This window comes from Ruegeria sp. B10 (assembly GCF_056539825.1).
In genome coordinates, this window is the sequence record NZ_JBQFVP010000006.1 from 262,529 (window position 1) to 286,871 (window position 24,343).

The 24,343-nt window shown below is 58.5% G+C and carries 18 protein-coding genes and 1 tRNA gene; 8 read left to right on the forward strand and 11 right to left on the reverse strand.

Translation table 11 applies throughout. The features are described 5' to 3' along the window. Nucleotides 1-24 precede the first annotated feature (24 nt). The gene (locus tag ACR0J4_RS10740) at nt 25-1,098 is read right to left on the reverse strand and encodes a Hint domain-containing protein (RefSeq protein WP_170643042.1); all 1,074 of its coding nucleotides are present in this window, start codon (nt 1,096-1,098) and stop codon (nt 25-27) included. A 249-nt stretch (nt 1,099-1,347) separates the two neighbouring features. Here ACR0J4_RS10740 and ACR0J4_RS10745 point away from each other — a divergent pair, with 249 nt between their 5' ends. After that, nucleotides 1,348-2,526 (forward strand): BaiN/RdsA family NAD(P)/FAD-dependent oxidoreductase, encoded by a 1,179-nt coding sequence (locus ACR0J4_RS10745; protein ID WP_170643043.1) that lies wholly within the window; start codon nt 1,348-1,350, stop codon nt 2,524-2,526. Between the two features lie 23 nt (nt 2,527-2,549). On the opposite strand, the gene ACR0J4_RS10750 is transcribed toward ACR0J4_RS10745, so the two are convergent. From ACR0J4_RS10750 to mraZ, 9 genes are all read right to left on the reverse strand, one after another. Then, nucleotides 2,550-2,930, reverse strand: a complete 381-nt coding sequence (locus ACR0J4_RS10750; RefSeq protein WP_170374988.1) for a glycine zipper family protein — start codon at nt 2,928-2,930, stop codon at nt 2,550-2,552. Nucleotides 2,931-3,029: 99 nt separating this feature from the next. After that, nucleotides 3,030-4,430: a UDP-N-acetylmuramoyl-L-alanine--D-glutamate ligase gene (murD, locus tag ACR0J4_RS10755; RefSeq protein ID WP_170747310.1), complete on the reverse strand. Its 1,401-nt coding sequence runs from the start codon at nt 4,428-4,430 to the stop codon at nt 3,030-3,032. Between the two features lie 148 nt (nt 4,431-4,578). Then, nucleotides 4,579-5,661, reverse strand: coding sequence for a phospho-N-acetylmuramoyl-pentapeptide-transferase (mraY, locus tag ACR0J4_RS10760; protein ID WP_170643045.1), 1,083 nt, complete (start codon nt 5,659-5,661; stop codon nt 4,579-4,581). Nucleotides 5,662-5,696: 35 nt separating this feature from the next. Then, the gene (locus ACR0J4_RS10765) at nt 5,697-7,091 is read right to left on the reverse strand and encodes a UDP-N-acetylmuramoyl-tripeptide--D-alanyl-D-alanine ligase (RefSeq protein ID WP_170643046.1); all 1,395 of its coding nucleotides are present in this window, start codon (nt 7,089-7,091) and stop codon (nt 5,697-5,699) included. Further along, a complete protein-coding gene (locus tag ACR0J4_RS10770; RefSeq protein WP_170643047.1) occupies nt 7,088-8,569 on the reverse strand; it encodes a UDP-N-acetylmuramoyl-L-alanyl-D-glutamate--2,6-diaminopimelate ligase in 1,482 nt (493 codons plus the stop codon). Before ACR0J4_RS10770 ends, ACR0J4_RS10765 begins: the two co-directional genes overlap by 4 nt. Before the next feature lie 22 nt (nt 8,570-8,591). Continuing rightward, nucleotides 8,592-10,379, reverse strand: a complete 1,788-nt coding sequence (locus tag ACR0J4_RS10775) for a peptidoglycan D,D-transpeptidase FtsI family protein (protein ID WP_170643048.1) — start codon at nt 10,377-10,379, stop codon at nt 8,592-8,594. Then, on the reverse strand, nt 10,376-10,744 hold the full coding sequence (gene ftsL, locus ACR0J4_RS10780; protein ID WP_170468027.1) for a cell division protein FtsL: 369 nt from the start codon (nt 10,742-10,744) through the stop codon (nt 10,376-10,378). Before ftsL ends, ACR0J4_RS10775 begins: the two co-directional genes overlap by 4 nt. Further along, entirely contained in the window at nt 10,741-11,733 is a 993-nt protein-coding gene (gene rsmH / locus ACR0J4_RS10785) for a 16S rRNA (cytosine(1402)-N(4))-methyltransferase RsmH (protein ID WP_170643057.1), read from the reverse strand. The genes ftsL and rsmH overlap by 4 nt, the downstream gene beginning before the upstream one ends. A gap of 4 nt (nt 11,734-11,737) precedes the next feature. Continuing rightward, nucleotides 11,738-12,205, reverse strand: coding sequence for a division/cell wall cluster transcriptional repressor MraZ (mraZ, locus tag ACR0J4_RS10790; RefSeq protein ID WP_480565824.1), 468 nt, complete (start codon nt 12,203-12,205; stop codon nt 11,738-11,740). A 940-nt stretch (nt 12,206-13,145) separates the two neighbouring features. Between mraZ and ACR0J4_RS10795 the strand changes: the two genes are divergently transcribed. Together ACR0J4_RS10795 and ACR0J4_RS10800 are read left to right on the forward strand one after the other, a co-directional pair. Further along, nucleotides 13,146-13,370, forward strand: a complete 225-nt coding sequence (locus ACR0J4_RS10795; RefSeq protein WP_170643058.1) for a DUF1127 domain-containing protein — start codon at nt 13,146-13,148, stop codon at nt 13,368-13,370. 374 nt (nt 13,371-13,744) lie between these two features. Continuing rightward, nucleotides 13,745-14,035, forward strand: coding sequence for a DUF1330 domain-containing protein (locus tag ACR0J4_RS10800; RefSeq protein WP_170643049.1), 291 nt, complete (start codon nt 13,745-13,747; stop codon nt 14,033-14,035). A gap of 3 nt (nt 14,036-14,038) precedes the next feature. Here ACR0J4_RS10800 and ACR0J4_RS10805 read toward each other — a convergent pair whose 3' ends face one another. Beyond that, nucleotides 14,039-16,681, reverse strand: a complete 2,643-nt coding sequence (locus ACR0J4_RS10805; protein ID WP_170643050.1) for a UvrD-helicase domain-containing protein — start codon at nt 16,679-16,681, stop codon at nt 14,039-14,041. A gap of 180 nt (nt 16,682-16,861) precedes the next feature. On the opposite strand from ACR0J4_RS10805, the gene ACR0J4_RS10810 reads away from it, so the two are divergent. From ACR0J4_RS10810 to ACR0J4_RS10830, 5 genes are all read left to right on the forward strand, one after another. Beyond that, nucleotides 16,862-18,640 carry a sensor domain-containing diguanylate cyclase gene (locus ACR0J4_RS10810; protein ID WP_480668523.1) on the forward strand — a complete coding sequence of 593 codons (1,779 nt, stop codon included), beginning with the start codon at nt 16,862-16,864 and terminating at the stop codon, nt 18,638-18,640. 39 nt (nt 18,641-18,679) lie between these two features. Then, nucleotides 18,680-19,816 (forward strand): alpha-hydroxy acid oxidase, encoded by a 1,137-nt coding sequence (locus tag ACR0J4_RS10815; RefSeq protein WP_170643051.1) that lies wholly within the window; start codon nt 18,680-18,682, stop codon nt 19,814-19,816. 146 nt (nt 19,817-19,962) lie between these two features. Beyond that, complete coding sequence (locus ACR0J4_RS10820) at nt 19,963-23,400, forward strand: pyruvate carboxylase (protein WP_170554182.1); 3,438 nt, start codon at nt 19,963-19,965, stop codon at nt 23,398-23,400. A gap of 72 nt (nt 23,401-23,472) precedes the next feature. Then, a complete protein-coding gene (locus ACR0J4_RS10825) occupies nt 23,473-23,856 on the forward strand; it encodes an MAPEG family protein (RefSeq protein ID WP_170554180.1) in 384 nt (127 codons plus the stop codon). A 317-nt stretch (nt 23,857-24,173) separates the two neighbouring features. Then, nucleotides 24,174-24,249: transfer RNA gene (locus tag ACR0J4_RS10830), tRNA-Thr, on the forward strand. The last annotated feature ends 94 nt before the right edge of the window (nt 24,250-24,343 follow it).

Below are 24,343 nucleotides of genomic sequence, written 5' to 3' on the forward strand. Positions count from 1 at the left end.
AAAAACGGAGACCAAGTAGCGAGTTCAACCGCCGCTATTAGCCTGAGCCTTTCTCTGAACCATTGGCTTGCCGTTTTTCACGTGACGCTGAACCAGATTGCGCATTTGGCGCCCACGTCTAGGGACCAGACGTGCGGGTTCTGGTTGGTAACTACTCACAAAGAGTTGCGGGAGTATTTGCCGCAACTCTTCAACTCCGTCCTTTCCGATCGCCCTAAGTGCTTCGGGACCGGTGAACAGGCTTTCCGTCGGCGCGCCCTCGGCAAAGATGACCTCATGGCGGTCGAGCAGAAGATGGATATACGTAACCGTCGCGCCTCCCGTCTGAACTGAAACACCGGGCAGATCGAGCAGTTTGCAAGCCGGAACAAAGACCTCATCTTTGGCAAACATGCGCTCAGCAATGGCTGACCTGACCAGCATGCGGTGTTGTGGCGAGACACACAGATCACGCGCAGGAACGCCCTGTCCCAAAGCACCCTGCGCGATATGGATTGGCCTTAGCTTGGGTTTCAGCGTCAGATCTATTTTGTCGAGGTCCTGCGTGCTGATCCAACGGATCGGTTGAGCACCGTTATCCTGAGTGAGAACCAAATCACCTGGGTTCAGATCGTCAATCAATCGTGGGCCATCAGGTGTTTCGATCAAAGTGCCCGAAACGAAACACGGCACAACCGTATCAACATCAATATCGGGGCCGTTATCGATAACCCCGTTGACCGTCAGAGGTGTGTTCAGCGGTGGAACAGAGCCATCAAGAAACCCAATGAAGAAACCGGATTCCGCATTGATGACGTTCGAGTTTCCATTGCCGTCGATGTCATAGTCGAAAATACCGATCTGGTACGTATTGGTGCCGTCAGTGACTTCGATGGTAAAGTCCCAGAAGATCACATTGCCGTTGAAGGTCTGCGTTGGATCGTTTGGAAACTCGTTGTTCTGGTCATCACCATCGATGATTGTAGCGTCGGCCCCATCCTCGATGGTGATCTGGCTGTAGGCCGAAATCTCGAAGACAACGCCTGTTGGATCGAAGGTAACGTCATTCGCAGACAGATTTGTATCGGTTCGGAACGCACCGAAAACATTGGTCGGCATAGTGAATACACTCCGCAAAACGGGAAACAGCTCGGAACTTGGCACTTTTTTATCGTCACTCAGGCCAAGGTAACAGGTGGTAGGCCTCACAACGGTTCAAAATACATTAATCTGTTGCTGTTCAGGCGCTCTCGGCTGCGGAAACTGTGCCTTTCGCCTGATAGAAGCTGGCCTTTGGACACGCTCTGTTTTTGAGCGGGTGTCTTACCAGCGCTTGCCATCCGGGCCAATCCGCGCCATTCGCAGCGCATGACCTATGACACGATCATCCTCGGGGCCGGTGCTGCCGGTATGATGTGCGCGGCGCATTGCGGCGGGCGGGTTCTGGTGATCGATCACGCAAAAGCCCCCGGCGAGAAGATCCGCATCTCGGGCGGCGGGCGTTGCAACTTCACCAATATGTATGCGGGGCCTGCCAATTTCCAGTCGCATAACCCGCATTTCTGCAAATCCGCGTTGGCGCGCTATACGCAATGGGATTTCATCGATCTGGTCGGGCGTCACGGCATCGCATGGCATGAGAAAACGCTGGGGCAGTTGTTCTGCGACGACACCTCGAAGCAAATCGTGCAGATGCTGCTGGATGAGATGACCCGGGCCGGGGCTGACCTGTGGCTGAGGACCGAGGTCAAAGCGCTGCGCAAGACCGAAGCCGGGTTCGCGCTGGAGGTCGACCGCGAAGGTGCGCGGCACAGCCTGACCTGTCGCAACCTTGTGCTGGCAACCGGCGGCAAGTCGATCCCCAAAATGGGTGCAACCGGTCTCGCCTATGACATCGCGCAGCAATTCAATCTGCGCGTCACAGATACCCGCGCTGCGCTGGTTCCGTTCACCTTCTCGGACGGGAGGTTCAAGGAGCTGTCTGGCGTCTCTCTGCCCGCACGCCTGTCCAACGATCGCACCAGTTTTGACGAAGCACTTCTGTTCACTCATCGTGGCCTCAGCGGACCATCGGTGCTGCAACTGTCCTCATATTGGCATGAGGGAAAAGCGATCCGCGTCAATCTGATTCCGGACCTGCCTTTGTTCGATCTTTTGCGCGATCAGCGACAGACCGGAGGGCGCAAGGCTCTGACCACCGAACTCGCCCGGCACTTGCCATCGCGGTTGGTGGATCACCTCGCCCAACATATCCCGATGAAGGGCAACCTTGCCGATCAGTCGGACGCGGCGCTGCACGACCTGATCTTGGCTCTCTCGGATTGGCATCTCACGCCTTCGGGGACCGAAGGATACCGCACCGCAGAGGTCACTCTGGGTGGGATTGACACTGATGACCTGTCGTCAAAAACGATGGAGGCCAGGGATGTCCCCGGCCTCTATGCGATTGGTGAAGCGATGGATGTCACCGGTTGGCTTGGCGGCTATAACTTTCAGTGGGCTTGGTCCTCGGGCCACGCCGCCGGAAAGGCCATTTCCGCGCGTTAGCCGACGCGATCGATTGCGCGGCCCTAGCCGACGACGTTATAGCCGCGTCCGCGCATGCAGTTGCGCACGATGACTTCCTTGTTCTGGTTCTTCGCGATCACGTCTGCCCCGGCCCCGATCAGAGCACCTGCCGCGGCAGCGCGACCCAGATTGTCGCTGCTGTCCTGAATGATGGCAGTGGTCGCCGCAGCACCGGCCGCACCAATCGCCGCGTTACCCGCGGTCGATCCATCGACCGCTGCCTGAGACGCCGCCAGTTGCTGACATTGCAGCAGGTCCGACTGGTAGTTGGGGCCAACCGGGCCATCAATAACGGGCACGTAGTTTGCGCCTGTATTCGTGCAAGCCCCAGCCAGCAGCAGAGCCGGGACGATCAGAAGGGATTTCGGGTTAGGCATATTCATGACCTCTTTTTGAATTTACGAGCAGAAAAGCAAATCCTTAAACGGCTTCAAGCCGATACCCGCAAACTGTCGCCCAATCGGCAAGGAATTGCAAACGGGCTAGGCGTTTAGGCACTTTTGAACCTGCGCTGCGAAGTCATCCCCGCGCTGCTCAAAATTGTCATATTGGTCAAAACTGGCGGCTGCTGGGGCCAGCAAGACGGTCTCCCCTGCCTCGCTGTCGGCTATGGCCTGCTCAACGGCAGCGGCCATTGTGGTACAGACCTGCGCCTCGACCTTTAGCTGCATGGCGAAACCCGCCGCCTCGCGCCCGATCACATAGGCCTTGATCACCTGATCCGAGGCAACGTTCAGGGAGTCGATACCGCCTTCTTTCTCCAACCCACCGCAAATCCAGCGGATTTTCTTGAACGCACTCAGAGCTTTCACGGCACTGTCCACATTCGTTGCCTTGGAGTCGTTCACAAAGGTCACCCCACCCGCTTCGGCGATGATCTGACTGCGATGCGGCAGGCCCGGATAGCTGTGCAAGGCATCCTCGATCACGCGCGGCGCCAGACCCAGAGACCGGCAAGCGGCATAGGCGGCACAGGCGTTCTGGTGATTATGCGCGCCCGGCAACCCCTTGATACCGCGCAGATCAATCGAGCCGGTCTGCCGCCCTTTGCGATACTCCGAAAGGAAGCCTTTGCGGGCAAAGACCTGCCATCCCGGACCGGTCAGTTTGCGCTCAACCGAGATGCGGATCACCCGATCATCCGCCGGACCCTCGGCCAATTGTCCGGCCAGGAATGCGCCTTCGGCTTCATCAATGCCAATCACGGCACGGTCTGGCCCGCCCTCGGCAAAGAGGCGTCTCTTGGCGGCGAAATACCCACCCATTCCACCGTGGCGATCCAGATGGTCCGGCGACAGGTTCGTGAAAACAGCTACATCAGGCGTCAATGCGCGGGCCAGCTCGGTCTGATAGCTCGATAGCTCCAGCACGACGACCGATCCATCGCCGCCGGGGTCGATATCCAACACGCCGCGCCCGATATTGCCCGCCAACTGCGCCTCACGCCCAGTTTCAGTTAGGATGTGATGGATCAGGGCCGCCGTGGTCGATTTGCCGTTCGACCCGGTCACCGCGATCACGCGCGGCGGCATGTCGTAGTTGTTCCACTCAGACCCCGCAAAGGATCTAAAGAACAGGCCGATATCGTTGTCCACTGGTACCCCGGCCTCCAACGCGGCTGCGACAATCGGGTTCGGTTGAGGGTAAAGATGCGGAATACCGGGCGAGACGATCAGCGTGGCGATATCATCAAACGCCCCGTGGCGCCGCAGATCGAGGCATTGAAACCCCTCCCCTTCAGCAGTCTCGCGCGCGGCAGGATTGTCATCCCAGCAGATCGCCTCCGCCCCACCGGCACGCAACGCACGCGCGGTCGCCAAACCCGACCGACCAAGGCCTAAAACGGCGACCTTCTGCCCTGAGAAACCTTTGACCGGGATCATGCCGCCCCCCTTCTTTCAACTTGAATGCGAGCCACACTGCACCGAAGAAAATCCATATGGCAAGGGCGCTTTCAGGCTCGCGCGCCAGCGCGAGCCGGGCCCAACAGGTGGCAAGAGGGCCGCAGGCCCTCTGAACCTGGCGGGAGGGCTATCGGACTTTCAGTGTCGCCAAACCGATCATCGCGAGGATCAGCGAAATGATCCAGAACCGGATCACGATGGTGGGTTCCGCCCAGCCTTTCTTCTCATAGTGATGATGGATCGGAGCCATCAGGAACACGCGCTTACCGGTGCGCTTGAAATAGAGAACCTGAATGATCACACTCAGCGCCTCGACCACAAACAGGCCGCCAACCACGGCCAGCACCAACTCGTGCTTGGTCGCCACGGCAATCGCGCCCAGTGCACCGCCCAAGGCCAGCGACCCGGTATCGCCCATGAACACAGCCGCAGGCGGTGCGTTATACCACAGGAACCCAAGACCACCGCCAAACAGCGCCGAAGTGAAGATCAAAATCTCGCCCGTTCCGGGTACGTAGTGCACATCCAGATACTCGGTGAAGTCGACACGACCCACCGCATAAGCGATGATTCCCAGAGTCGTAGCGGCAATCATCGCGGGCATGATCGCCAAACCGTCAAGCCCATCGGTCAGGTTCACGGCATTGGCAGAACCCACAATCACGATAACGGCAAACGGGATGTAGAGGATTCCTAGATTGACAAGCGTATCCTTGAAAATCGGTACCGCCAGTTGGTTCTGCAAAGCCTCTGGATGATGCAAAGACGCCCAGAAGGCGGCCAACACGGCGATGATGATACCCAGTGCCAAGCGCATTTTACCCGATACGCCTTTGGTGTTCTGCTTGGACACCTTGGCATAGTCATCGGCGAACCCGATCGCCGCGTAAGCCAGCGTCACGAACAGCACCATCCAAACGTAAGGATTGTCCCAGCGCGCCCAAAGCAGCGTTGACGTCACCAGCGCGCCTACGATCAGCAAGCCACCCATGGTGGGCGTTCCGGCTTTGGAGAAATGCCCCTCGGGACCGTCATCACGGATCGGCTGACCTTTGCCCTGCTTGCGGCGCAACACGTTGATCAGAGGTTTGCCAAACAAAAACCCAAAGATCAGCGCCGTCAAAAAGGCCCCACCCGCGCGGAACGTGATATAGCGGAAGAGGTTCCAGAAATCCCCTCCGTCCGACAGGGCGGTCAACCAATACAGCATTACAGTACCTTTCTCACACGAGGCGCACGGGCGCGTTACCCGTCAAGCGCGCCCCCTTGCCCCATTTTCCGCAGACCGTCAACAATCCGGGCCAAAGCCATGCTGAGCGAGCCTTTCGCCAGCACGGTATCGCCACTTTCGATCAATTCCGGCAGGTGTTCCGCCATCTCGGCGCTGGTTTCGAACCACAGGCCCCTCTTTGTATCCGGCAAAGCCTCGTGCATTGCTTTCATCAACGGCCCAATACAGTGAACCTGATCGACCTGCGCCATCGCGCTGACCTCGGCCATGCCTGCATGCATTGCCACCTTTTGCGCGCCCAACTCCTTCATGTCGCCCAAAAAGGCGATACGGCGCGTTCCGTTCGAAGCGGCCAAGACGTCCAGCGCAGCCTCCATCGAGGTTGGGTTCGCATTGTAGCTGTCATCCAGCAGCTCGATCTGACCGCCACTCGCCAGCGGCAGAGTCTCCCGAACCCCGCGCCCTTTGACTGGAGACCATTGGCGCAGGCCGTCTATTGCCTGATCCAGGTCGACACCCATCTCCACACAGGCAGCCAACGCGCCCAGCGCATTCATTGCAAAATGCATGCCTGCCGATTGGACGTCGAAGGCAAACACAGTGTCACCAACTTCAGCCCGTGCTTGAACGGTTTCGGACCCGGCAGTCACTTCGGTCAGCTTGTAATCTGCAGCTTGCCGACCGAACTCAACGATTCCAGCGCCAAGGTTTTGTGCTGCCTGGCGCAAAATACCCGCATGTTCGATATCAGCGTTCACGATGGCTGCACCACCGGGCTCCAACCCCTCAAAGATCGCCGCTTTCTCATGGGCGATACCGGCAACGGACTCGAACGCTTCGAGGTGCACAGCTGCAACCGTTGTCACCAAGCCCACATGCGGGCGCGCCTGACGGGCTAGAGGGGCAATCTCGCCCGGATGGTTCATCCCGATCTCAATCACCGCGAATTCAGTGTCTTGCGGCATCCGCGCGAGCGTCAGTGGAACACCCCAATGATTGTTATAGCTGGCGACACTGGCATGGGTTTTGCCCTGCGTTTCCAGAATGGTGGCCAACATCTCTTTGGTCGAGGTCTTGCCAACACTCCCTGTCACGCCCACAACGCGTGCCTCGGTCCGGGCGCGGGCGGCCTGTCCGAGTGCTTCCAGCCCGGATTGCACATCGTCCACAATCAGCAAAGGCGCATCTTCGGACACCCCTTCAGGGATATACGACACCAAGGCGGCGCCAGCGCCCTCCTCCAGCGCCTGAGCTACAAAATCATGGCCGTCGCGCGCGGCCTTCAACGCGACAAACAGGTCGCCCGGTTGCAAAGTCCGCGTATCAATCGACACGCCATCCACAGCCCAATCACTGGTGGCGCGCCCTCCGGTCGCGGCGGCGGCCTCTGCCGCAGTCCAGAGTGTCATGCGACCCTCCCGTCTAGGGCAGCCACGGAAATGCTCGCTTGTTCCACATCATCAAAAGGTAGCACCTGATCACCTACGATCTGACCTGTTTCATGGCCTTTGCCTGCAATCAGCAGCGCGTCGCCGGGTTGCAAAGCGTCAATACCCCGCAGAATAGCCTCGGCGCGATCACCTACTTCGGTCGCCTCTGGCGCACCGTCCATCACGGCGGCGCGGATAGAGGCCGGGTCTTCGCTGCGCGGGTTGTCGTCAGTGACAAAGACGATATCCGCGTGGTTGGCGGCGGCCTTTCCCATCAGCGGGCGCTTGGTTGCGTCGCGATCTCCGCCTGCACCAACGATCGCGATCAGACGTCCCATCACATGCGGGCGCAGCGCTTTCAAAGCCGTTGCGACTGCATCCGGCGTGTGGGCATAGTCCACAAAAACCGCCGCGCCATTGTCGCGGGTTGCGGCCAGTTGCATGCGGCCCCGGACCGTTGTCAGATGCGGCAGGGTCTCGAACACCCGCTCAGGGTCGTCACCTGCAGCGATAACCAGCCCACAGGCCAGCAGGATGTTTTCGGCCTGGAACCCTCCGATCAAGTTCAGGCGCGTCTGGAAGGTCTTGCCCTGCCACGAGAACCGCAAATCCTGCCCGGTCGAGTCAAACCGCTGGTTCATCAGACACAGGTCGGCCTCGCCCAGCCCGACGGTCAGCACAGACTGCCCCCGCGCTTCAGCAATCTTGCGCACCTGCGCACCCTTCGGGTCGCTCAGGTTGATGACTGCGGTGCCGTCCTCAGGCAATACCCGGTCGAACAAACCCATTTTGGCTGCGAAATAGGCCTCGAACGTCTCGTGATAGTCCAGATGATCCTGCGTGAAGTTCGAGAAACCCGCAGCGGCAAGATACACTCCGTCAAGACGACGCTGTTCCAATCCATGCGAGGACGCCTCCATCGCCGCATGGGTTGCGCCATTCTCGGCGGCCTCGGACAGACAGCGATGCAGAGTGATCGGTTCGGGCGTGGTATGGGCCAGCGGCGCCGTCCATGCGCCTTCGACCCCGGTGGTGCCGAGATTGACGGCAGCGTGGCCGAGCTCAGCCCAGATCTGGCGGACAAATGTGGCGACCGAGGTTTTGCCATTGGTCCCAGTGACCGCAACAATCGTCTGCGGTTGCGCACCGAACCAAAGCGCGGCTGACCCGGCCAGTGCCTGACGCGGGTCTTCAACCACGATCAACGCGGCGTCGGATGCGGCCAGTTCGGCCTCGGCGATCTGCGCGCCTTCGGCATCGGTCAGAATGGCGGCGGCCCCCATGCGCAGGGCGAATTGGATAAACTCACCGCCATGGACGCGCGTACCGGGAAGCGCTGCGAATAGGAAACCGTCTTTGACCTCGCGGCTATCGACGGCCAATCCGGTGATGTCGGGATTCGCCCCTCCGCGTGCTGTCAGGGCCAGTTGGCTGAGTTTCTTTGTTCTTGCGCCCATGACCCACCTGTTCTCTGGCACCCTAATTCGAGGTCAGGGTTATAGCAGCGCTCGCCTCAGGCTCAAGCCGGGGTCGCAGGCCCAACAAGGGCGCGACACGGCCGATCAACTCAGCCGCAACGGGCACCGCAGTCCAACCTGCCGTGCGACGCTTTTCGCCATAGGCCAGAATGGAGGGTTCGTCCAAAGTGACGATCAGCACATATTTCGGGTCGTAAGCCGGGAAGATGGTGGCGAAGGTGGCGATCACCTTGTCATCATAGTACCCGCCACGCGGTTTGGGCTTATCGGCAGTGCCGGTCTTGCCCGCCACATCATAACCTTTGACCTCAGCAAAGCTCGCCGTGCCGTCCGTCACCACTTTGCGCAGCATCTTCTGCGCCTGTTGCGCGGTGTTTTCCGACATCACACGGGGCCCGTATTGAGGGCCATTGCGGCGCAGGATCGTGGGGCTGACATAGTGCCCGCCATTGGCAATCGCCGCATACCCTGCCGCCAGATGCATCGGGCTGGTCGACAGACCGTGGCCGTAAGAGATGGTGACTGTGCTCAACTCACCCCATTTCTTGGGCTTGAGGGGTGCACCGCCTGCGGCTTCGACAATCTCGAACGGGGTGGGTTCGAACATGCCCAGCGTTTCCAGAAAGCTTTGCTGGCGTTTCGAACCGATTTGCAAAGCCAACCGTCCAGTCCCGCGGTTCGAGCTGTGGACGATCACATCCGCTACGCTGATCTTACCATAGTTCTTGCCGTTGAACTCACCAATTGGGAAACGGCCGATCTTCATCGGACCGGAGGTGTCGATGATGGTATCGGAGTTCACCAATCCAAGCTGCACAGCCTGTGCGGCGGTAAAGATTTTGAAGACCGATCCAAGCTCATAGACACCCTGCACATAGCGATTGAACAGAGGGCTATCAGATGGATCAAAGCCCGAGGTCGGCGGGCGCGGACGGTCGTTGGGGTCAAACGACGGCAGAGACGCGGCCGAGATCACCTCGCCCGTATGCGCATTCATCAGAACCGCCGAGGCGCCCTTGGCGTTCATGATCTTCATCCCGCCATACAGCACCTGCTCGACCGCTGCCTGAATGGTCAGGTCCAGCGATAGTTGCAGCGGTTTGTTACCGTTAGCCGGGTCGCGCAAGTAGTCGTCGAACTCCTTCTCGACACCAGCGACGCCGATCACCTCGGCTGCACTCACACCTTCGCGGCCAAAACCCGAACCACCAAGAATATGCGCCGCCAGCTTGCCATTCGGATAGAGGCGCATTTCACGAGGGCCGAACAGGATGCCGGGATCGCCTATGTCATGCACTGCCTGTTTCTGCTCGGGCGAGATGCGTTTCTTGATCCACAGGAACTTGCGCTTGCCGGTGAAGTCCTTGACCAGACGCTCTTTGTCGAGATCCGGGAAAATCGCGACCAGCTGATCAGCTACCGCAATCGGATCAATCATCAAAGGCGGTTGGGCGTAGACTGAGTAGGTATCCAGATTGGTCGCCAGTATACGCCCTTCGCGATCAACGATATTAGCACGCTGCATGGCAATCGAAGCACCGGGTGCACTGGCCAGCGGCTCTTGCGCCTCGGATGTGGCCAGCATGCCCATGCGGACACCCACAACCGAGAAGGCGCAAAAGAAGAACAGGCCCAAAACCAAAAGACGCCCCTCGGCACGAGCACGAGCGCGGTCTTTCATCTTTTCATGGCGTTGGCGGATATTCTCGCGCTCGATGACCTTTGGGTTTTCGCCCTTCGCGCGGGCATCCAGAACGCGGGCCAGAGGGCGCAGGGGTGTACGGGTCATGGAATCTGCACCTCACCCAAAGCCTGAATATCCGTGATCGCCTGCAGCTCGATCGGGTCAACCACGGGCAGGTCGGGGTCCTCGGCATAGGCGATTTGATCCGCACGTCCGAATTGCTCGGCCCGCAAAGGCAGCAGGCCCATGCGTTCGAAGTTCAAATCAGCCAGCTCACGCAGACGATCGGGGCGGTTCAGATAGGCCCATTCGGCATTCAGTACCGCCAGCTTAACCTGCGCCAAGCCGATCTCACCCTGAAGGGCCTGCATTTCTTTAACAACTTGCTGGGTCCGGTAATTCTCCTGATAGGCCCACAAGGCCAATCCGAACACGGACAGAGCTGTCAACACATACAGAATACTCTTCATCTTGCCCTTCCCCCAAGTTGCGGCATCCCAATGGCGCGAGCCTCAATTTCCCCCGCCGGAGCCTCGGTACGGATCGCGACACGCAGCTTGGCCGAGCGCGCACGCGGGTTTTCCTGCAATTCCTGCTCATCCGGCCCGACGGCCTTGCGTGTTTTGAGCGTAAATTGCGGCAGTTCCTGTTCCATTTCGGGCGCATAGCGGTTAGCGCGACCCGTCTTACCAGCCCGAGACTGGAAGAACCGTTTAACCATGCGGTCTTCGATGGAATGGAAGGTCACAACAGCCAGTTGCCCACCAGGCTTCAAGGCCCGCTCGGCGGCCATAAGGCCCTGAAACAGCTCATCATATTCGGCGTTCACCGCAATCCGCAGGCCCTGAAAACTGCGCGTCGCAGGATGCGATTGCCCCGGCTTGGGGCGCGGCAGACAGGATTCGATAATCTCGGCCAGACGCAAGGTCGTGGTGATGGGTTCCTCGGCGCGCGCTTTGACAATTGCCTTGGCGATACGCCGACTTGCACGCTCCTCACCGTAGTGGAACAGGATGTCAGCCAATTGCGCCTCGGTCGCGGTGTTGACCAGATCGGCGGCGCTTTCGCCCTCCTGGCTCATGCGCATGTCGAGCGGGCCGTCTTTCATGAAAGAAAAGCCGCGCTCAGCCAGATCCAGCTGCATGGACGAAACCCCGAGGTCCAGCACAACCCCATCAAGATCCTGCGCATATTCATCCATGCGAGAGAATACACCGGGCTGCATCACCAGCCGGTCGCCATAGTCGCCTGCCCAGTCTGCGGCCATTTCAAACGCCAGCGGATCGCGATCCACGCCGATCACTTTCTCGGCCCCGGCCTCAAGAAGACCCCTTGTATAGCCGCCCGCGCCGAACGTGCCGTCCAGCCAAGTACCCGCCGCCGGAGACACCGCCGCCAGCAAAGGGCGCAGCAGGACAGGAATATGTGGGTTAGAAGATGAGGAGATCGCGCCGGACATGCCGTTACGCGTCCCCAACGCCATCGAGATAGACCATCGGGTCGAAATCATCCGGCAGATCGTCCATCCATTCCTCGGCCTTGGCCAGTTCCTCGACCTCATAGGTCTCGGGCTTCCAGATCTGGAAGGTGTCACCGGCGGCTATGAAGAAGGCCTCATTCTCCAGGTCGATCTTGTTGCGCAGCTTGGCTGGCAAAACCAAACGCCCGGTTTCATCCACATTGGTGGGAAAGGACTGGCCGTGGAACATACGCTGAAGCATCTTACGCTCCATCGAGCCACGCGGCAGAGCGTCGATCTTGTCGTCGACCTCATCAATCGCCTGCATAGTATAGCATTCAAGGTATTTGCGGCGGTGGTCACCATAGACAATCACAAGCTCAGGATTGTCACCGGGCTGCCAATTGGGGTCAGACGATTCAAGCACACGGCGAAAAGAGGCCGGGATCGAGACCCTGCCCTTCGTGTCCACCTTATGGTGGCTTTCACCTCTAAACCTGCGCGCCAAGACGACTGTCCCTTTCGCTTGCGCCCCACTTGAATTTCACGTTCCCCCCGGATGAAAAACGGCGGGTTGATCTGCTGCCACTGATCAACCCGCCGCATTGGCCCGCTTTGCGGGATGTCCAGCTGCACGCGCCACCTGGGGGGATGTCTGCTCGCCCGCGCGCCGGATCTCTTGAGTGATGAAAGCGAGATGCCTGTATGAAACCTGATTATTTTTGGTTGGGGTCGTTTGCTGCCCCTGCTGCCTCGTCCTCATCGGATGCATTAGGGATGACATGGGAATTCATGGAAATCAACAGGAATTTTTGGGCGCTGCCTAATACGGGTTATAAAAACAAGGTGAATTTTGAGCCAATTTCAGAACCAATACACTTCATATCGACATCAAAAGTCATTCAATCGCTAGATATGGTGAACTCATGAACCTCCCGCGATCACCCATGATTTCCCAAAAAAAATTTCGAGTTCTTGGATTAAATGCCGGCTGAGACCCGTCAGCAACGCAAAAAGCAAAGAATCACACAAAAGGAAACCGCGTGGAATTTGGCCGCTTTGATCTGCTCCCACGAATTCCCAAGCCACGATCTAAGATCGCTTTCCCGTGATCGAGTTGAAACAAAGCGTCCATCAAACGCACAAACTTTCGCAGCTGCGCTCAAACTCCGGGCAAGTCGAATGATGAGACGGAATCTTTGCTCGACCAAGACTTGGCGCCCAAGGTACCGCAAACCCCAAAAAATCATGGGTGATTTCAAACCGCGACTGACAAGGCTCTGATATCCATGCATTTGCTGCATAGCAGCATTGACGTTGCGGGCTATTGTGCAATCGCAGCATTCACTTATTTTCATCCTCAAGCAAACGCTGGCACCGGTCAGCAAGACAAGAATGAACGGAATAACAAGATGGCAATGGCAACAAACACACCGGCACTTAAAGGCACTCAATTTGGCGGTATCACCACCATGATCGAGGCCGCAAAGACACGTTTTGCCCGCTACCGCCTGTACCGCCAGACGGTAAGTGAGCTGTCCGCGCTGTCGAACCGCGAGCTGGCCGATCTCGGCCTGAGCCGTGCAATGATCCGCGGCCTGGCCCGTCAGGCGGCAAACGACTTCACAGCGCGCTAAGCGCACAGGAATACACGAGATCAGACCCTTCCTCCTCCCTTTAGGGTCTGTAATCAGCGGCGGCGTCTCTCCTCCTCCCTGACGTCGCCGCACCAAATACCGGCCTCGCAACGCCGGACCAAGACACACCGGGCTCTCCTCCTCCCTGCCCGGTGTTGAAAGCGCGCGGTGACGTCTTCCTCCTCCCTGACGTCGCCGCGTCTTCCTCATACCGGGCTCAAACCCGGGTTCGGATACATCGGGGCTCTCCTCCTCCCTGCCCTGATGTAGAAAAGAACGGCGGTTTCCCTTCCTCCTCCCTGGGAAACCGCCGTTTTTGCTTTTTGGGCAAACGGAATAAGATCGGCGCAGTTACGATTATTCAGGAGTGCGTCATGGCCGCCTATTTCATCGCTCAGATTTCCATTCATGACCCGGACGGGTATCAGAAATATCTTGAAGGCTTCATGCCCATCTTTGACCGGCACGGTGGGCGCCTGCTGACCATTTCTTCAAAACCCGTAGAGATTGTCGAAGGCAGTTGGGCCGAAGAAGGCATCGTGCTGATGGAGTTTCCGGACATGGCCGCGGCCCGGGCGTGGAAAGACGACCCGGACTATATCGAGTTGGCCAAGATCAGACGCAAGACAGCGACGGCCAATCTGGTGCTGGTCGAAGGCCTCTAAATGTCAGAACGGAACGTCGTCTTTGGCGGTCAGGAAACGGGAAACAACCTTTTTCACGCCTGCTTTGTCGAAATCGACCTCGACCTTGTCGCCTTCGATGCCGGTAACCGCGCCATAGCCGAATTTCTGGTGAAACACCCGCTCACCCAAGGTGAAGCTGGCAATGGCCGTGGCATCAATCACCGTATTCCGGCTTTCTTTCGGCTGGGACATCCCATACTGGCCCTGCCGCGCCTGCATCCGCTTCCAGCCCGGGGAGTTATAGACATTCGCCTCAGCCGCGCGGGTTTCGATTGTCGCGGCTGGTTGCCCGCCGCCATACAGCCCCGGAGGCGTCAGAACTTCCACATGGTCCTCAGGCAATTCGTCGATGAACCGTGATGGCATCGCGTTTTGCCATTGCCCGAACACCCGTCGATTGGCTGCGAAAGAAATCGTGCAGACCTCCTCAGCGCGGGTAATGCCCACATATGCTAGACGCCGCTCTTCCTCGAGGCCTTTGAGGCCCGATTCGTCCATGGAGCGTTGCGAAGGGAACAAACCGTCCTCCCACCCCGGCAGGAACACGGCAGGAAACTCCAACCCCTTGGCCGCGTGCAAGGTCATGATCGAAACCTTCGCCCCGTCGCCCTCTTGTTCATTGTCCATCACCAGACTGACATGCTCCAAAAACCCTTGCAGATTCTCGAAATTGTCCAGCTGATTCACCAGTTCCTTGAGGTTTTCCAACCGGCCCGGCGCTTCAGGCGTCTTGTCGTTCTGCCAGTGCCCGGTATAGCCGGATTCGTCCAAGATGATCTGCGCCAGCTCGATATGCGTGTGCTCCGGCGCACCATAGCGAATGGGCGACACCCCATCGTCAATGACCGAGTCGTCATCGACCTCGATCCGAGGCCCCCGCGTCAGCGCATTCCACCGCGCCAAACCGTCGATCAATTCGCGCAGAGCCTTGCCACCCTTACCCTTGATCAACTGGTTCTCAACCGCAATCCGCGCCCCTTCGACCAGAGATACCCCGTTCTGACGCGCCACAACCTGAATCGTCTGCTGCGCCTTGTCGCCAAGACCGCGTTTGGGTGTGTTCACGATCCGCTCGAACGCCAGATCGTCCTCAGGGCTGACCACCAACCGGAAATAGGCCATGGCATCGCGAATCTCCATCCGCTCGTAGAACCGAGGGCCGCCGATCACCTTGTAAGGCAAACCAATCGTCAGAAACCGATCCTCAAACGCGCGCATCTGGTGTGAGGCGCGGACCAGAATGGCGATCTCGTCGAGGTTAAACTTTTGGAAAGGAACTTCCAAAGACAGCCCTTCTTGCTGCCTCATTGATAGTTCCCAAACTAGGTCCTGGTTGCGTTTTTTTGCCCAAAAACCTTCTTCCGCAAAGTAGCTTTCGTGCTCCTTTAACTGGTCAAGCACTTGCTCTCTGCTATTAAGCCCACGTAGTGCACCCAATTCGTCAAGACGCTCTACCTCACTCATCATCTGATCGGATCGAGAGTCTCGCCTTCGCTTAGCAACAGGCGAACTGCCATCAACAAGGTCTTCGATCTGCTCACCGATCCAACGCGCCTCCTCTTCTCCGTCCCAGTGGCCAATTAGTCGGACCTCTTCGCCTTCTAGCGCGGCTGTCCAAAGCTCCTTGCCCAGACGGCCTTCATTGCCACGGATCACATTTGACGCAGCCGCCAGAATGTGAGGCGTCGAGCGGTAATTCTGCTCTAACCGCACCACAAAGGCGCCGGGAAAGTCCTTTTCGAACCGCAGGATGTTGCCCACCTCGGCGCCGCGCCAGCCATAGATCGACTGGTCATCATCGCCCACGCAACAGATGTTCTTGTGCCCTCCGGCCAGCAGACGCAACCAGAGGTACTGGGCGACGTTGGTATCCTGATACTCATCCACGAGGATGTAGCGGAACCAGCGCTGGTATTGCTCCAACACGTCCTGATGGGTTTGGAAAATCGTGACCATGTGCAGCAGCAGGTCACCGAAATCCACCGCATTCAACTCGCGCAGGCGGGTCTGGTACTGGGCGTATAGCTCCACACCCTTGTTGTTATAGGCCCCGGCATCCGCGACCGGCACTTTGTCAGGCGTCAAAGCGCGGTTCTTCCAGTCGTCGATGATTCCGGCCAGCATCCGCGCAGGCCAGCGCTTGTCATCTATGTTCGCAGCCTGCACCAGTTGCTTGAGCAAACGCAGCTGATCATCACTGTCCAAAATGGTGAAATTTGACTTCAGATCGACTAGCTCCGCGTGGCGACGCAGCAGCTTTACGCAGATCGCGTGGAAGGTTCCCAACCATGGCATCCCTTCGGCGGGCTGACCAAGAAGACGGCCCACCCGCTCTTTCATCTCGCGCGCGGCCTTGTTGGTAAAGGTCACAGCTAGAATCTCATTCGGACGCGCATTAGCAGTGGTCAGAAGATGCGCAATGCGCGTGGTCAGAGCCTTGGTCTTGCCTGTTCCGGCCCCGGCCAACATCAGCACCGGACCGTCTAGCTTCTCAACAGCTTCGCGCTGCGCGGAATTGAGGTCGTCCAGATAAGACAAGGACCGCGCGGGGATAGGTCGCCCTGGCATGGCCCGTGCTGATAGCGATGCGCCCTCGAAGGCGTCCATTTCGTCAAAACTGCTCATATCGACAAACTACGCTGGATGGGCCAAAAGGAAAAGGGTTTGTTCACGGCTTGTTCGCGTGAATTTTCCTGCGGGATCATACAAATCTTAATCATTTTCACACCCCCACATGCAAGGAAGTTAACACTCTGTCAAAACCTCTTGCCGATGCTGCTCTGCACTTTGTGGGAGAACGCGGGTATGGAACAGACAGCAAAAGCACGCCTTATGGGCAAGCTGAAGGTCTTTGTCAGCACGGCAACGCTGATCGCTCTGACAGCTTTGGCTTGTTGGGGGATATATACACTGCCCGCCCCTCTTGTGGACCGCATGCTGGAATCGGATCTGCGCCATCACGCCCTACGCCTTGAAAAGAAGGTGGAAAGCCAGCTTTTTGACGTCAAGACCAGTTTCGAACGGCATATCCTCAGCCAACATGATGAGGCTTTTCTAAGCTTGCTGCCTGAAACCTCGGATATCTATCGCTTCAAACTGTTCGATTCCTCGGGTGAGGTTTTCTGGTCCACGCGGGACGGCGATGTCGGCTCGGTGAATACCAAACCGTATTTCAAGGACGTGGTGGCCATGGGCAACCTGTTCTACAAGCATGAGGAAAAGCCCATCGCCGAGGTGGACTCGCTAAACGCCGACCAGTTGGAGAATCTGGACAGCAACACCCGCCACGTGGCCGAAATATATACGCCTGTGATTCAAAGCGGAAAATTCCTCGGCGCGATTGAGTTCTATTCCGACATCACGGATGTGAGGAACCTGTTCATTGATCGGGTTCAAATGTCGCTGATTGCGATCAGTGCGGTGGTCCTGCTGGCGTTGACGGCAGTGATCCTGATCGTGCATCGCAATAATCGTCGGCAATTGGGCGTGCTGCGCGTGCGTGCGCAGAAAGAACGAGAGCTGATGGACGACCAACTGCGCCTCGCGCGCGAAGTGCGGCTGCTAGGCGAGTTGAATGAATGGCTGCAATCCAGCCGCTCGCTGGACGAGCTGTTCGACATGGTCTCACGTTTCATGACGCATATCCTGCCCGAGGCTGAGGGCAGCGTTTATGTCTATTCCAACTCGCGCGATGTTCTGGACGGATGCGCCAGCTGGAATGGCGGCACCCACAAGGCGCATATTCACCCCGAGGGGTGCTGGGGCCTGCGCCGCGGACGGACCTATGAATTCGGGGCGTCGGAGATTGATTTTGTCTGCGAGCATGCCGAACCCCATGACGGGCGGGCCTATTTCTGTTTTCCGATTCTCGCTCATGGCGAAACGGTCGGTCTGTTGCACCTGCGCGCGCACGAGGGGAAGTGTGAGGCCTTTCACGCCAGCAAGAAACTGGCGCAGCTTTGTGCGGAACAGATCAGCATGGCGATTGCCAATGTGCGGATGCGCGATCAATTGCATGACCAGTCCGTGCGCGATCCTCTGACAGGATTGTTCAATCGACGCCACATGACCGACGGCCTCCGCCGGGAAATCAGTCGCAGCCAGCAGACCGGTGCGCCGCTCAGCCTGATCGCGGTGGATGTGGATCATTTCAAGAAGTTCAACGACACGCATGGGCATGACGCGGGTGACATGGTTCTGCGCGCCGTGGGCGCCGCCTTGGAACAGGGGTGCGACAGGGACGAAATCGCCTGTCGTATCGGTGGCGAGGAATTCATGCTAATTCTCCCCGACAACACGCCGGATGATGCCGTGACGCGGGCTGAAACTCTGCGTCAGGCAGTCGAGGCGGTGTCGGTCAGATATGGCGACAAGTCCCTGCCGCGGATTACGATCTCGGTCGGGGTAGCGCATTACCCTGCACATGGGACGATGCCGCAAGACCTGATGCGAGCGGCCGATGATGCCCTCTATTCAGCCAAGGATAACGGCCGAAATCAGGTGCGCATGGCAAGTGGTCCTGCCGACTCGACGGCTGAACGTCCGGGGCCAAAATCGCTCAAACAGAAGCCTGATGCGGCGTGATCCCCTTGCCGAATCGCAGTGCAGGTCGGATCAAACGCCATGGACCTGCACAGCAACTATCCCGGCATCGCCGACCTGAAGCGCCGCGCCCGACGACGGCTTCCGCATTTTGTTTGGGAGTATACCGAAAGCGGAACAGGGACCGAAACGGCCATGCTTCGAAACCGAACGGCACTGGACTCGGTGCGACTACGCCCCGCGATTCTAAAAGGTGAACTGGAATACGACACAAGCAAGCGCTTTCTGGGGCAGGACTGCCCACTTCCGTTCGGAATCGCGCCTATCGGCATGTCGGGTCTGATCTGGCCGGACGCAGAAGGCATTTTGGCGCGTGCGGCTGCGCAGGCCTCTCTGCCCTACACATTGTCAACGGTGGCCAGCCAATCCCCCGAAGATCTGGCCCCTCACCTGGGTCTAAACGCCTGGTTCCAGCTTTACCCGCCTAGGGATCCGGAGATTCGGGCAGATTTTCTGGCCCGCGCCCGAAAGGCAGGATTTAAAACGTTGGTCCTGACGGCCGATGTTCCTGTCGCGTCCCGCAGAGAGCGTCAGACACGCTCAGGGCTGACCCATCCGCCAAGGCTGACGCCGAGATTGCTGGCCCAAGTCGCGCGACGCCCCGCTTGGGCGTTTGGGATGCTGCGACAGGGCATGCCCAAAATGCGCATGTTGGACAAGTACATCGACAACACAAAATCGATGCCGCTAACAGCCCATGTCGGATACTTGCTGCGGACGTCACCGGACATGGAGTACGTCAAACGGTTGCGCGATCAATGGGATGGGCCCTTCGTGATAAAGGGAATCATGCGCCCCGACGATGCCGAAATGCTTGAACAAGCCGGGGTGGATGCGCTTTGGGTCTCGAACCACGGCGGGCGTCAATTTGACGGTGCCCCCGCCAGCATTGAAGTTCTACCGGAGATTCGCAGGGTCACCAGCCTGCCTCTGATCTTCGACAGCGGCATCGAAGGCGGGTTGGACATCCTTCGCGCTTTGTCCAAAGGGGCCGATTTCGTCATGCTTGGACGGGCCTTTTTGTATGGGCTAGCAGCACTTGGCTCCAAAGGGCCAGCTCATGTGATTGACCTGTTACGGCAGGATATGCTCGCAAATATGGGGCAGATGGGCCTTGCCGAGCTGACGCAAATCAAGACGATTCATCACGAAGATTGATGCTGCGGCGCAGCAACGCTACAAGAAACGCGCGAACAATGGCCGTTTGCGAGCGTTAACATGCCGGTTATACCCAGAACCACTGATACACCTGCGCGTATTCTCCGCCTATGAACACGGCCGAAACACCAAGACCGGGACCCAAGATGACCGATTTCAAGAAGATCCTGATCGCCAATCGCGGCGAGATTGCCATTCGCGTGATGCGCGCAGCCAACGAGATGGGTAAACGCACCGTTGCGGTCTTTGCCGAAGAAGACAAGTTAGGCCTGCACCGCTTCAAGGCGGACGAAGCTTATCGCATTGGCGAAGGTCTTGGCCCCGTCGCGGCATATCTGTCGATTGACGAGATCATCCGCGTCGCCAAGGAATCGGGGGCCGACGCGATCCACCCCGGTTACGGCCTGCTGTCCGAGAACCCGGACTTCGTGGATGCCTGCGTTCAGAACGGCATCACTTTCATCGGCCCCAAGGCCGAAACCATGCGCGCCCTCGGCGACAAGGCCAGTGCCCGCAAGGTTGCCATTGCCGCCGACGTGCCGGTTATTCCCGCCACCGAAGTTCTGGGCGATGACATGGCCGCGATCAAGAAAGAGGCGGCCGAGATCGGCTACCCATTGATGCTGAAGGCCAGCTGGGGCGGCGGTGGACGCGGCATGCGCCCGATCCTGTCCGAGGATGAGCTGGAAGAGAAGGTTTTGGAAGGCCGCCGCGAAGCCGAGGCCGCATTCGGCAATGGCGAAGGCTATCTGGAAAAGATGATCACCCGTGCCCGTCACGTCGAGGTTCAGATCCTTGGCGACAAGCATGGTGAGATCTACCACCTGTATGAACGTGACTGCTCGGTCCAACGCCGGAACCAGAAGGTCGTTGAACGCGCCCCTGCCCCGTATCTGACCGAAGATCAACGCGCCGAGATTTGTGAGCTGGGCCGCCGCATCTGCGCCCATGTGAACTATGAGTGCGCGGGCACCGTCGAGTTCCTGATGGATATGAACACCGGCAAGTTCTACTTCATCGAGGTGAACCCGCGCGTTCAGGTAGAGCACACGGTCACCGAAGAGGTCACCGGCATCGACATCGTGCAGGCTCAAATCCTGATCGCCGAGGGTAAGACGCTGGCCGAGGCAACTGGCAAAGCCAACCAGGATGAGATCCGCCTGAACGGCCACGCGTTGCAGACCCGTGTGACCACCGAAGACCCGCTGAACAACTTCATCCCGGACTATGGCCGCATCACCGCCTATCGCTCGGCCACAGGTATGGGCATCCGTCTGGACGGCGGCACCGCCTATGCGGGCGGCGTAATCACGCGCTACTACGACTCGCTGCTGACCAAGGTCACTGCTTGGGCGCCGACACCGGAAAAGGCGATTGCCCGGATGGATCGCGCCCTGCGTGAATTCCGCGTGCGCGGCGTCTCTACCAACATCGCTTTCGTGGAAAACCTACTAAAGCACCCGACCTTCCTGTCGAATGAATACACCACCAAGTTCATCGACGAGACGCCGGACCTGTTCGCCTTTAAAAAGCGCCGCGACCGGGGCACCAAGGTTCTGACCTATATCGCGGATATCACCGTCAACGGCCATCCCGAAACTAAGGATCGCCCCGAGCCGCGTGCCGATCTGAAAGAAGCCAAGGCTCCTGCCCAGAAAGCCGAACCCCAGATGGGGACCCGCAACCTGCTGGAGCAAAAGGGCCCGCAGGCCGTGGCCGACTGGATGAAAGCCCAGCGCCAGCTACTGATCACCGACACCACCATGCGGGATGGTCACCAGTCGTTGCTGGCGACACGGATGCGCTCGATCGACATGATCAAGGTCGCGCCCAGCTATGCCGCAAACCTGCCGCAGCTGTTCTCGGTGGAATGCTGGGGCGGCGCGACGTTCGACGTCGCTTACCGCTTCCTGCAGGAATGCCCGTGGCAGCGCCTGCGTGACCTGCGCGAGGGGATGCCGAACCTGATGACGCAGATGCTGCTTCGCGGGGCTAACGGCGTTGGCTATACCAACTACCCAGACAATGTGGTGCAGGAGTTCGTGCGCCAGGCCTCGCAAGGGATTGATGTGTTCCGCGTGTTCGACTCGCTCAACTGGGTTGAAAACATGCGCGTGGCGATGGATGCGGTCGTTGAAAGCGGCAAGATCTGTGAAGGCACTGTTTGCTATACTGGCGATATTCTGGACCCGGATCGCTCGAAATACGATCTGAAATACTATGTCGGCATGGCGAAAGAGCTGCGCGATGCAGGGGCGCATATTCTTGGCCTGAAAGACATGGCAGGTCTGTTGAAACCTGCCTCGGCCAAGATTCTGATCCGCGCGCTGAAGGAAGAGGTCGGCCTGCCGATCCACTTCCACACGCATGACACCGCAGGCATCGCCAGCGCCACCATTCTGGCGGCGTCCGAGGCGGGCGTCGACGCGGTAGATTGCGCGATGGACAGCTTCTCGGGCAACACGTCTCAGGCGACGCTGGGCACCGTGGTCGAAGCGCTTCGCCATACCGAGCGGGATACCGGCCTGGACATCAAGTCGATCCGTGAGATCAGCGATTACTTCGAGGCTGTGCGTGGCCAGTACGCGGCCTTTGAATCCAGCCTGCAGGCCCCGGCCTCTGAGGTGTATCTGCACGAGATGCCCGGCGGTCAGTTCACCAACCTCAAGGCGCAAGCGCGCTCACTGGGGCTGGAAGAGCGTTGGCACGAGGTCGCCCAGACTTATGCTGATGTGAACCAGATGTTCGGTGACATCGTGAAGGTCACGCCGTCCTCCAAGGTTGTCGGTGACATGGCACTGATGATGGTCAGCCAGGGCCTGACACGCGAAGAAGTGGAAAGCCCAGCAACAGATGTGGCCTTCCCCGACTCGGTCGTGGACATGATGCGCGGCAATCTGGGGCAGCCTCCGGGCGGCTTCCCACCTGCGATCCTTCAGAAGGTCCTCAAGGATGAGGCCCCCAATACCGAGCGTCCGGGCAAGAACGTACCCGCCGTCGATCTGGAGGCCACCCGCGCCGACCTGTCCAAGCAACTGGACGGCAAAGAGGTCGATGACGAGGATCTGAACGGCTACCTGATGTATCCGAAGGTGTTCCTTGACTACATGGGTCGTCACCGCACCTATGGTCCGGTGCGCACCCTGCCGACCCGTACCTTCTTCTACGGCATGGAGCCGGGCGAAGAGATTACGGCTGAGATCGATCCGGGCAAGACGCTGGAAATCCGCTGTCAGGCGATCGGTGAGACCGACGAGAAAGGCGAGGTCAAAGTGTTCTTCGAACTCAACGGCCAGCCCCGCGTCATTCGAGTGCCCAACCGTCTTGTGACAGCCACCACGCAGGCCCGCCCGAAGGCCGAAGTCGGAAATATCAACCACATCGGCGCGCCGATGCCGGGTGTTGTGGCTACTGTTGCGGTCACCGCTGGCCAAGAAGTCAAGGAAGGCGATCTCCTGCTGACAATCGAGGCGATGAAGATGGAAACCGGCATCCACGCCGAACGCGACGCGGTGGTCGCTACCGTCCATGTACAGCCCGGCGGCCAAATTGACGCAAAGGACCTGCTGGTCGAACTGGAATAACCAGTTTAGTTTTCGAAAGCACAAGGGCCGCTCGGGGAACCGGGCGGCCTTTTTCTACTCAGGAGGAACACGATGCTGTCCATCACCCCAATCTACGCCTCATTGCTGGCGATCCTTTACATTGTTCTGAGCTTCCTGGTCATCAGCCAGCGCCGCAGTGACAAGGTCTCCTATGGCGATGGTGGCAAGCCGGACATGCTCAAGGTGATCCGGACGCACTCCAACTTCATCGAATACACGCCCTTTGCCCTTCTGCTGATCACCATGGTCGAGCTTCAGGGTGCCGGAGCGCTGATGCTGAACCTGTTGGGCCTCTGCCTGCTGGGCGGTCGCTTGTCGCACGCCTACGGCTTTGGCCGCAGCCCGCAGATCGTGATTCTGCGCCAGATCGGGATGGTCCTGACCTTCACAGCTATCCTCGTTGCGGCAATTGCGAACCTCGTGTTGGCGCTTTGAGCCAAGCATCCGTTTTTTGGCGAACGCCTATATTTTTCGAGCCGATGCGATCAAGCTACGACGGAAGGATGCCAACGGTTCCATTGGCTGCCTCCAGTTAAAATCGGAGTGTATGAACAACGTTGCAAACTGAGTAAATTAGCGGGTTGCGGGCCAAAAAATTTTGCCATATACGCCTGCTCATCCAGTTGGCCGTTGCCCAACGAACATAGACCAAAATGTTCAAGGTAGCGCCCTAACTTTTGAAACTTAGCCTTTCGTGGCTTGATCTGAACAAAAAGATCTGGCTTTGCACTGAAGGACCAAGTTGAAAAAGTGCCCCTATAGCTCAGCTGGTAGAGCAACTGATTTGTAATCAGTAGGTCCGCGGTTCGAGTCCGTGTGGGGGCACCAATTTTTTCAAAGACTTACGAGGCGATCTCATGCCTAACACTCGCTTCGGGTAAGCGCAGGGTAAGCGAAGGCCGCCATTTTTCCCTTTACATTC

Bases quoted from the DNA above. Each gene is read 5' to 3' on its own strand.
- ACR0J4_RS10740 (WP_170643042.1), bottom strand. From the start codon at position 1,098: ATGCCGACCAATGTTTTCGGTGCGTTCCGAACCGATACAAATCTGTCT.
- ACR0J4_RS10745 (WP_170643043.1), top strand. From the start codon at position 1,348: ATGACCTATGACACGATCATCCTCGGGGCCGGTGCTGCCGGTATGATG.
- ACR0J4_RS10750 (WP_170374988.1), bottom strand. From the start codon at position 2,930: ATGAATATGCCTAACCCGAAATCCCTTCTGATCGTCCCGGCTCTGCTG.
- murD (WP_170747310.1), bottom strand. From the start codon at position 4,430: ATGATCCCGGTCAAAGGTTTCTCAGGGCAGAAGGTCGCCGTTTTAGGC.
- mraY (WP_170643045.1), bottom strand. From the start codon at position 5,661: ATGCTGTATTGGTTGACCGCCCTGTCGGACGGAGGGGATTTCTGGAAC.
- ACR0J4_RS10765 (WP_170643046.1), bottom strand. From the start codon at position 7,091: ATGACACTCTGGACTGCGGCAGAGGCCGCCGCCGCGACCGGAGGGCGC.
- ACR0J4_RS10770 (WP_170643047.1), bottom strand. From the start codon at position 8,569: ATGGGCGCAAGAACAAAGAAACTCAGCCAACTGGCCCTGACAGCACGC.
- ACR0J4_RS10775 (WP_170643048.1), bottom strand. From the start codon at position 10,379: ATGACCCGTACACCCCTGCGCCCTCTGGCCCGCGTTCTGGATGCCCGC.
- ftsL (WP_170468027.1), bottom strand. From the start codon at position 10,744: ATGAAGAGTATTCTGTATGTGTTGACAGCTCTGTCCGTGTTCGGATTG.
- rsmH (WP_170643057.1), bottom strand. From the start codon at position 11,733: ATGTCCGGCGCGATCTCCTCATCTTCTAACCCACATATTCCTGTCCTG.
- ACR0J4_RS10795 (WP_170643058.1), top strand. From the start codon at position 13,146: ATGGCAATGGCAACAAACACACCGGCACTTAAAGGCACTCAATTTGGC.
- ACR0J4_RS10800 (WP_170643049.1), top strand. From the start codon at position 13,745: ATGGCCGCCTATTTCATCGCTCAGATTTCCATTCATGACCCGGACGGG.
- ACR0J4_RS10805 (WP_170643050.1), bottom strand. From the start codon at position 16,681: ATGAGCAGTTTTGACGAAATGGACGCCTTCGAGGGCGCATCGCTATCA.
- ACR0J4_RS10810 (WP_480668523.1), top strand. From the start codon at position 16,862: ATGGAACAGACAGCAAAAGCACGCCTTATGGGCAAGCTGAAGGTCTTT.
- ACR0J4_RS10815 (WP_170643051.1), top strand. From the start codon at position 18,680: ATGGACCTGCACAGCAACTATCCCGGCATCGCCGACCTGAAGCGCCGC.
- ACR0J4_RS10820 (WP_170554182.1), top strand. From the start codon at position 19,963: ATGACCGATTTCAAGAAGATCCTGATCGCCAATCGCGGCGAGATTGCC.
- ACR0J4_RS10825 (WP_170554180.1), top strand. From the start codon at position 23,473: ATGCTGTCCATCACCCCAATCTACGCCTCATTGCTGGCGATCCTTTAC.